Raw genomic sequence first — 8,894 nt, 5'->3', positions numbered from 1 at the left:
GGTGAGCGGGCAAGCCCGCTCACCACAGGTTCACGATTGCCCTTGAAAACGCTTCAGTGAAAACGACGACAGATCCAGCTCGCTCTCACCGTGCATGCACCACTGCGCAAACGCTTCACCCAGCGCTGCCGAATGCTTGAAGCCATGACCGGAGCACGGTGACACCACCAGCGTGTGCTGCAGCGTAGGGTGCTGGTCGATGATGAAGTGATGGTCCGGCGTGACGGTGTAGGCACACACCGCCGACTTGACAACCTGCGCCGTCACCCCGGCAATACGGCCCTGCACCTGCTGTTCGTACATCTCACGTTCCTGCGCGGGCGAGATTGTGCGGTCCAGCGTTTCAGGCGTGGAGGTGGTGTGGTATTGCGCCGTGGCGATCTTCAGGCTGCCTTCGCCGGGCAGCGCCGGGAAACCATAGCTGGCATCCCCTTCGTCTTTACCGTGAGTGAGGATGTAGGTCGGCGATTTGCCCACCAGGTCGGCTTCAGGTTCCAGCGCGAACCAGAACAGCTGTTGTCGATAAACGCTGAGCAAGCGATCAAACGGTGCCCCGAGCAACCCACCGGCCCAGTTGCCCGCACTCACCACCAGCTTGTCGGCCTGCAAGGTGCGCTGGTCGGTGGTGACCGTGACCCCGTGTTCGTCGGAGCGAATATCTGTAACGGTCTCGCCCTTGTACAGCGTGGCGCCGAGCTGCGCGGCCAGCCTGAGCTGAACTTCAATGCAGCGCTCAGGCCGCACAAAACCGCCGCCCGGTTCGTAGTAGCCGATCGCGTTATCTGCCACCTGGGCAAACTGCGGGAAACGCTGACGAATCTGCGCGGCATCCAGCACTTCGTGCTCAATGCCGTAGGTGTGCGCCAGGCCGAGGGTGCGCACGGTGAAGTCGGCCGCATCGCTGGGGTCGAAATCGTCGTAGTCGCTCAGCACCAGCAACCCCGACTGTTCGAACAACGCCTGCCCCGACGCCGCTTCAAGCTCACGCCAGATGCGGTGCGAATTGCGCACGATGGGCACGTACTGCGCCCCTTCACCCACCGACAACCGCGTGATGCGCGTGTCGCCATGGCTGGAGCCAAAGGTGTGGGGCGGGTGATGGCGGTCGATACCGGCCACGTTCACCCCGGCTTTCGCCAGTTGGTACACCGTGGCGGCACCCATGGCGCCCAGGCCGATGACCAGCGATTCATAACGTTCCATCGTAGGTACTCGCTTTAGAAGCTCAAGTTGAAGGAAGGTCGCTCAGCGCACCACGTCCAGCGCCGTGTATTCATTCACATAGTGCGTTTGGCTTGAGGTCGACTCCAGCGTCAGCGCGACGCCCAGGTCCTCGATAAAGGCGCGACGGGTCGTGTAGTCGCCCTGGTCGCATTCCAACTGGACGGCATCGCCGGTCAACGTGGCAAATACCTGGCGGGCCGGGAAGCGCTCGCCGACCTTGCAGGTCAACGACGTTTCGACCGCTGTGTCGGTCGGTTTGACCGGCACATTCGCCATCTGCAAGCGAGCCGTCAGAGTTTGGCCTGGCGCCCAGCTGGCCGGCACGTTCAGCTCGGCTTCACGGGTTTGCAGCACGCGGCCATCGCCCACCCCGTTCATTTTGGATTTCAACTGGAACAGGTCCGCCTGCGTCAGACGGTCGACGTTGAAGGTGTTGCCGTAGACCTCGTTCTTGCGCAGCAAGCCACCCTGGGCCGTAAACGTGACCGACACCGGGCTGTCCTTGCTGCCATTGCCCTTCTTCGACAGGTAGGTGTAGCTCAGCGTCTTGAACTTGGGCTGCATTAACGGCGAGTCGAGGCGCTGCAGCACGCCGGCCGGCACTTCGACGTCATCGATGGTGGTTTCGACGACGGTGCGCGGGTAATCCACCGGCGCGATGTCTGGGCGTACCCGCGCCAGCAGGGCGGCGGTGACCCCGCCCTGTATCGAACAACTGACCCGCGATTGTGTGCCTTGCTTGCCTTCCGGCTCGATGATCAGCACCCGTTCCACATGCCGCGTGCCCGGCGCTTTGCCCGGCTGCGGCTTGATCGCCTGCCAATGATCGCCGACCAGGAGTTCACTGCGCGTGTATTCGCCTTTGCCTTTGTACAGCAGCTCGGGTTGTTCCAGCATCGGCGCGAGGCGCCGGGCGACCTCGTCGATACCGCCGTCCACGATAAAGCCCCAGTAATAGTAGAGCCCCAACGGGCCCAGGTCGGTGACCTCGTCGTTGTACGTCAACAGTTTCAAACCGCCGATGGAAGGCGCGCTGACGGGTACGGCGTTGGCCTTACGGTCGGCGCGGTTTTGTACGGCGATCCAACTGAAGTCTTTTTGCTGCTGGAGCGGCGCATAGGCCCGCCAGACGTCACGGTGCGTGTTCAGGCTGGTGAAGAACCTCGCATCGCAGCGGGTGAAGGCGCTGAGCGTGTCGGCCAGGGCGGCGTCCTCGGCGTGGGCGAGCGAAGGCAGCAGCAGGGCAGAAGCAAGGACGAGGGCGGACGCAGGCAGCTTCATTCAGCGGGATTTCCGTATCAAGGCGGGAGGCGGCCATTATCCCGAAATCGAGCGCCAGCTCTAGCGTTAATCTTCAGGTAAAAGCTGATCAACGGTGGGAGCCGTCGAGCCCCGACGAGGTCGCGAAGGGGGCGACGCGGTGCAGCGCCAGACCAAAGCGCCCGTATCAACCCAGGCGTAAGCCCCAGTCGCCACCGTGCTGCGCCCGGCAAGCCTCCTCAGAGTCAAAGCGTACACAGCGGTCCAGGCGCACGGCGCCGACCTCGGCCTCATTCAGCGCAGCAGCGGTCAGCTCACGCATGCGTTCGTCCGCGCCGCTGGACAGGGCCAGGTCTTTATTCATACGCGTGTCAAACACCCAAATCACCCTCAGGCTTTGCGCGAAGGCGTTGTAGTCGACAGTGTGGGTCAGCCACTCAAAACCCTGGATTTCAGCTTTGGCGGTTTCGCAGGCGTCGGTCAGGGTGGCCACGAGGCGGCGTTCGAGGTGGGCGGATTCGCGCTTGGAAAGGGGCATGGTGACTCGGAGCGGATTCAAGTTCGGTGTGTATAGGCACATCTATACACGATAAGCATTGAAAATAAATCCGCGCCCGTTATTCCTTTGGTCAGCTCGGCTGAGCCACCAGGTTGTTACTGACGTTACGGCCCAGCACCAGCACCGTCACAAACCCGCAGCCCACCAGGGCCGTGGCCAGGCTCAACAGCACCGCGCTGCCCATCTGGTCGACGATCTGCCCGCCAAAGAACGAGCCCAAGGCAATAATCACCTGGAACAGGGCGACGAACAGCGGCATGCCGCGCTCAACGTCCTTGGGCGCCACCACGAACATCCAGATACTCGCGCACGCCGGGAACGCGCCAAACGCGAAGCCCCACAGTGCGATCAGCATCGCTGCGCCGGTCATGCCGGTGGCGAAGTAGGGGAACAGCGCGGTGCTGGTGCCGATCATCAGCGCAACCAGCAGCAGGGTGTGACGCACGCTGCGGTTGGCGGCGAACCCGGCAAACACATTACCCATCACGCCCGCCACGCCATACAGCAACAGCAGCGAGCCAATGGTTGGCCCGTCGAAACCGGAACTCTGTTTGAAGAACGGCGCGACATAGGTGTACGCAGCGAAGTGCGCCAGGCCGATCAGCAAGACTGCGATCAACCCCACCCGTGCTTGCGGGTTGATGAACAAGGCCGGCAGGTCCCGGATCTGGATCGCCTTCTCCGGCGTGAGTTTCGGCAGCAGGAACACCTGCGCGAGCAGCACCGGGATGCCCACCAGCGCGGTGACCAGGAAGGTCATGCGCCAGCCCATCAGGCCACTCAGCCAAGTGCCGACGGGCACGCCGAGCACGGTGGCCAGGGTCACGCCCATCATGATGATCGAGGTGGCCTTTGCCACGCCGACGCCCTTGGGCGCCAGCCGCCCGCTGAGCGCAATGGCGGTCGCCCAGAACCCGCCGATGCTGATGCCCAGCAACACGCGGCCAAATAAAAGCAGGCTGAAGTCGGTGGCGTAGGCGACTACCGAGTTGGCGATGATCATGATCAGCGTCAGGCCGATCAGCAGATAACGCCGGTCCATCGCGCCGATGCCCACCGACAGCAAGGGCGCGGCGAGCGCAGCCATAATGCCCGGAAGCGTCACCATCAGCCCGGCGTGGCCGGCACTGATGCCGAGGTCACTGGCCACATCGTTGAGCACGCCCACCGGCAGAAACTCACTGGTCACCAGGGCGAACGCACCTACGGCGACCGAGAGAATCGCCAACCACTGCTGTTTGACGCTTTGTTGATTATGTTCGGGGAGGCCGCTGGGGGCCTGGCTCGCGCTTGGCATGGTGTCGGGTTCCATAGGGGAGTTTCGCCTGCAGGCAGGCGAGGGGAGCGGGGAGAAAGTGGGGCGATTATAGGAGGCGAGTTTGATGATGAAATAGACGGGCAGTTCGATAGTAATCATCAGTGGGATCGATGCGACACATTGGGTTGGGCGACAGCGTAGGCGTGATATCCGCTTCTCAGGGGCTGGGATGTCACTTCAGGCAAACGGTAGTGGCCCCGGGAATTTGCCGATGGGAACCCAATGGGTAATAAGCCCCGTATCCGCTTTCCAGTGATGCAAGAGCAAGGCAGGTGGCTCGAGGTACGACGCCTCTGTCGCGTTCGCATCGAGTGCCAGGCCGATCGCGGTGGTGGTGCTCGGCGCTGTACACAGTAGCGAGCCACCAAAGCGTAACTGCATGGAGCGGTGAATGTGCCCACACACCACACGTTCAATCGCCGGGTAGCGCAGCACCGTCTCGCGAAGCCGATCTGCGTTGTGGCAGGCATACGTGTCAATGTAGGGGATGCCGCTGAGGAACGGCGGTTGGTGCAGCATGATAAGCGTGGGCCGCTCGGGCTGCTCGGCGAGCGCTGTATTGAGCCAGGCCTGTGCCGCCTCGGTCATGTCGCCATGATGTTCGCCCGGAACGGTGACGTCCACGGCAATGATGCGCACCGGCCCCAGATCCTCGGCGATGAAGTGCAGGGGCCCTTCGCCTGAGGTGTGTGGTTGCGCAAACGTCGAGCGAAACAGGGCACGATCATCATGATTGCCGGGAATCATCAGCAACGGTTGCTGGATGTCGGCCAGCAACGCGCGGGCCATCGCATATTCTTCCGGCGAGCCCTCATCCACCACGTCGCCGGTAATGATCACCACATCGGGGCGCGGCCAGAGCGTATTCAGGTGCTCGATGGCTTGCCTGCACATCGTGTTTGAATCTACCAACCCCTGGTAGAGCACGCCGCGTGGCCTGATGTGTAGATCTGAAAGATGAGCAATCAGCACGGTGAGTTCTCCCTGAAAAAACGTGGTGGCCGGCGGTTGCCACCTAAAGTGTCATGGGGGAGGGCGTTCGGCTAGTGCCGACTGCTACGCGGCGTGCTGATGCGACATTTGCTCATGCTGACGTGCGCAGATTATCAATCGCTGCAGGAATGCTTGAGCCAGAGGCCGCAATCTTCGAGCGGCGGGCTGCGCGGGCGTGAAACGGCTGGGGGAATACTCGCCCAGCCGATCCGCAACGAACGTCGACGACGAACTGCTTCCTAGAAGTTGTAGCGGGCAGTCAGCTTGACGTTACGTGGGTCGCCATAGATGTCGTAGGGCTCATAGGCGCCATTGGCGATGCTGGTGTAGTAGGTACGGTCGAACAGGTTGTTGACGTTGAGCTGCAGATCCAGTTGCTCGGTGGCCTTGTAGCCTGCCACCAGGCCGACAGTGGTGTACGAGCCCTGCTGGTTTTTCCAGGCGGTGGCACCCGTGCCCCCTGCAGTGCGGATTTTGCTCTGCTGGTAGACGTCACCGCCCACGCGCCAGCGCTGCAGGTTGCCGGGCAGGGTGTAGATCGTGGAGAGCTTGAACAGTTGACGCGGCAGTCGACGGTTGAAGTCCTGGCCTTCCAGGGATTCGGTGGCGTCGTTGACATATTTCGTCTGGGTGTAGGTGTACCCGGCAGCCATTTGCCAGTTTTCGGTCAGGGCGCCCTGGATTTCAAGGTCGATACCCCGGCTGCGTACCAGGCCGGAAGCCTCGTAGCACGAGCTGATGGCGGTTGTACCGCAGCCAAAGACATCAGGCATTTCCTGGGCACGGTTTTTCTGATCGATCTGGAAAATAGCCGCGCTGGCGTTCAGTGCGCCATCGAAGTATTCGCCCTTGATGCCCACCTCGTAGTTCTCACCCACGATAGGGGTGACCACTTGGCCGCCGACGCCTTTTTCGGTCTGCGGCTTGAAGATATCGGTGTAGCTGACATAGACCGAGTGATTGGCGTCCAGGTCATAAACCAGGCCGGCATAGCGCGTCAGGTTGCGCGTGACCTTGTAGCTGCTTTCAGGGGTCGCCCGGCTTTCGAATTCGTACCAGTCCAAACGGCCGCCGAGTATCAGCGACAGAGGCTCGGTCAAGCGCAGGCGGGTACTGGCGTAGAAGCTGTCCTGAGTAGTGGTCTCGAGTCGGCCATCGGGGCCCTTGACGATATTCGGCTTGGTATGGCCGCGTGGGCTCCATGCGAACAGGTCGACGTTGCTGTCGATGAACCTCTCCCAGAGCTTGCCGGTACGATAATCCAGCTGGCGTTTGCTCACGCCCACGGTGAAGTCATGTTCCTGACCCAGTAGCTGGAAGGGGCCGCTGAGGGCTAGGTCGTAGCCTTTTTCCTTCTGCTCCATGGCTTGCGTCCATAGATAGTGGCGGTTGTATCCCCATATGGAAGAGGCCAGCACGTCGGTGTTGGTCGTCGACTGCATGGCGGCCATGCGCAGTTTCCAGTCGTTGGCGAAGCCATGCTCCAGGGTCGCGAAGTAACCGGTGGTGCGGTTGTCCATGTATTCGTAGTCATGCCCCAGGAACGTGTCGCGTGGCAGCCCAAGGTGACCACCGCCACGGGCCATGGGCAAGCCGCCCCAGACGTAGTTGGTGTAGTCCTTCTGGCGGTAGGCGCCGAGCGTCAGGGTGGTGGTATCGCTGAGGTCGGCGTCGACTACGCCGTAGTAGAGGTCGGCGTCACTCTCGACCGACTCGCGGAAACTTTTGGAATCCTGGCGCGAGAGCACCGTACGGGCGCGCAAGGTACCGCTTTCATTGAGCGGGCCGCCGACGTCCAGCGTGCTGCTGTAATCGTCCCAGCTGCCGGCGCTGCCGGTGAGCGTGGCCTGGAATTTTTGCGTCGGGCGCTTGCGCACCAGGTTGATGGCACCCGCTGGGCTGCCGGCACCCTGGGCCAGGCCCGTGGCGCCGCGAACGATCTCGACCCGGTCATACATGGCCAGGTTGGCATCGCTGCTGGGAATGTAGGTGAGGAAGCTGGTGGGAAAACCGTCGTACATGATGGTGTCAACGTCGAAACCACGCGCACTGAACGTGGGGCGCCCAGCGCCGCCGGAGTTGTTCAGATAAATGCCGGGCGCACTTTGGGCCACATCGCTGATGGTGGTCATGGCCTTGTCGTCCATGCGCTTGCGCGTGACCACGCTGACCGACTGCGGCGTCTCGCGCAGGGTCAAAGGCAATTTGGTGGCGGTCTGCATCGACCCGGTGGTGTAGGAGCCGCTGTTCTCGGTGGTCTCCGTCAGGGCCTGCCCGGTAATGCTGGTGGAGGCCAGCTCCAGGCTTGAGCCGGCAACCTGCGGTGTCAGCAGGTAGAGGCCGTTACCCTGAGGGGCAGCTTGCAGGCCGGTGCCCTTGAGCAGTTGCTGCAACCCGCCGTCCACGCTGGTGGCGGCGTTCAGGCCAGGGCTGCGCAAACCTTCGACCATGCCCGGTTCCATGGGCAGGGTAATACCCGCCTGGCTGGCGAATTCGGAGAGGGCGCTGCTCAGGTTACCGGCAGGCACATGGTAGATACGGTTCTGCTGCGTGGCTTGCTCGGCGGCTTGGGGCGAGGTTGCCGTCAGGCTGCCGCCTGCGATGATCAGACCCAATGCGGCAGCGTGTACTGCCCGAGCCAATGGTTGAGTGCCCTGCGTCGTCGCCATGTTTCCGTCCCCGCCCTGTGAAATTGATGTGGTTACAGGAGGGACACGCAACCTCGGAAAAACACGACAATGATTCTTATTAAGTATGCGCGGGCGTCGTAACGGTGACCCAGTAGGGTGTGCGGTAATGGACACTTACCGGCAATGTCTGGGTCAGGGCGCGCAGAACCTGGTCGGTGTCGCGCAACTGGAAGGCGCCGGAAATCAGCAGCCCGGCCACGGCTGGATCGCAGCGCAGCAGGCCCGTTCGATAGCGGTCCAGCTCGGTGATGAAGTCATCGAGGCGCATTTTTTCTGCGCGCAGCATGCCGCTGAGCCAGTCGAGACGATTCTGCGCCAACGCCATTGCGGGCTCCGCGGCCAGGGCGTTGACATGGGTCTGCTGGCCGGCGGCGAGGCGTATCAGGCCGTCGTCACCGCGTGACAGCCGCGGGCGCACCAGGGCTGCGCCCTCCAGTGCGGCGAGGTAAGTGCTGTCTGGATACTGACGCACCATCAGGCGGCTGCCGAGCAGGGTGATTTGCGCTTCGGCGGTGTCGACAATGAACGGGCGCCTGGCAGGCTCGCGGGGTACTTCGACGAGCATCTCCCCGGCGATCAGCCGCACGCGACGAACACTGTCGTCGTAGGCGATGTCGACAGCGCTGCCGGTGTTCAGGCGAAGCTGCCCGCCATCTGGAAGCTTCAGCGTACGCTGCTCCCCCGTAGCGGTGCGCTCGTCCGCCTGCCACTCGCGCCACGGCAGGCTCTGGTGTGCTGCAAAGCCCAGCGGCGCGGCGACGATCAGCAGCGCAAGCGTCTTGAGCGTGCGTCGCCGTTCCGGGCTGCGCGGGCGCTCCAGGGCTGCCCGTCCGGCACCACCGGCAAGCTG

7 protein-coding genes are annotated in these 8,894 nt (G+C 62.6%); all 7 read right to left on the bottom strand.

Going from position 1 to position 8,894, the window contains the following annotated elements; genetic code table 11:
* Positions 1 to 30: 30 nt before the first annotated feature.
* Positions 31 to 1,203, bottom strand: coding sequence for an N-methyl-L-tryptophan oxidase (gene solA / locus WBR57_RS03800; protein WP_424082256.1), 1,173 nt, complete (start codon positions 1,201 to 1,203; stop codon positions 31 to 33).
* A 42-nt stretch (positions 1,204 to 1,245) separates the two neighbouring features.
* Positions 1,246 to 2,505, bottom strand: coding sequence for a hypothetical protein (locus tag WBR57_RS03795; RefSeq protein WP_424082254.1), 1,260 nt, complete (start codon positions 2,503 to 2,505; stop codon positions 1,246 to 1,248).
* 166 nt (positions 2,506 to 2,671) lie between these two features.
* Positions 2,672 to 3,022, bottom strand: coding sequence for a hypothetical protein (locus tag WBR57_RS03790; protein WP_424082253.1), 351 nt, complete (start codon positions 3,020 to 3,022; stop codon positions 2,672 to 2,674).
* A gap of 91 nt (positions 3,023 to 3,113) precedes the next feature.
* A complete protein-coding gene (locus WBR57_RS03785; RefSeq protein WP_424082251.1) occupies positions 3,114 to 4,340 on the bottom strand; it encodes an MFS transporter in 1,227 nt (408 codons plus the stop codon).
* Between the two features lie 198 nt (positions 4,341 to 4,538).
* Complete coding sequence (locus WBR57_RS03780) at positions 4,539 to 5,333, bottom strand: phosphodiesterase (protein ID WP_424082249.1); 795 nt, start codon at positions 5,331 to 5,333, stop codon at positions 4,539 to 4,541.
* 260 nt (positions 5,334 to 5,593) lie between these two features.
* Positions 5,594 to 8,023, bottom strand: coding sequence for a TonB-dependent siderophore receptor (locus WBR57_RS03775; RefSeq protein ID WP_424082247.1), 2,430 nt, complete (start codon positions 8,021 to 8,023; stop codon positions 5,594 to 5,596).
* A 79-nt stretch (positions 8,024 to 8,102) separates the two neighbouring features.
* Positions 8,103 to 8,894, bottom strand: a 792-nt coding sequence (locus WBR57_RS03770) for a FecR family protein (protein WP_424082245.1), incomplete at its 5' end; no start/stop codon positions are given.

The organism is Pseudomonas sp. (genome assembly GCF_049590575.1).
Classification (GTDB): domain Bacteria; phylum Pseudomonadota; class Gammaproteobacteria; order Pseudomonadales; family Pseudomonadaceae; genus Aquipseudomonas.
Note: the sequence above shows the minus strand (reverse complement) of the source record. Positions and strands in the feature narration are given on the sequence as shown.

Bases quoted from the DNA above. Each gene is read 5' to 3' on its own strand.
- solA (WP_424082256.1), bottom strand. From the start codon at position 1,203: ATGGAACGTTATGAATCGCTGGTCATCGGCCTGGGCGCCATGGGTGCC.
- WBR57_RS03795 (WP_424082254.1), bottom strand. From the start codon at position 2,505: ATGAAGCTGCCTGCGTCCGCCCTCGTCCTTGCTTCTGCCCTGCTGCTG.
- WBR57_RS03790 (WP_424082253.1), bottom strand. From the start codon at position 3,022: ATGCCCCTTTCCAAGCGCGAATCCGCCCACCTCGAACGCCGCCTCGTG.
- WBR57_RS03785 (WP_424082251.1), bottom strand. From the start codon at position 4,340: ATGCCAAGCGCGAGCCAGGCCCCCAGCGGCCTCCCCGAACATAATCAA.
- WBR57_RS03775 (WP_424082247.1), bottom strand. From the start codon at position 8,023: ATGGCGACGACGCAGGGCACTCAACCATTGGCTCGGGCAGTACACGCT.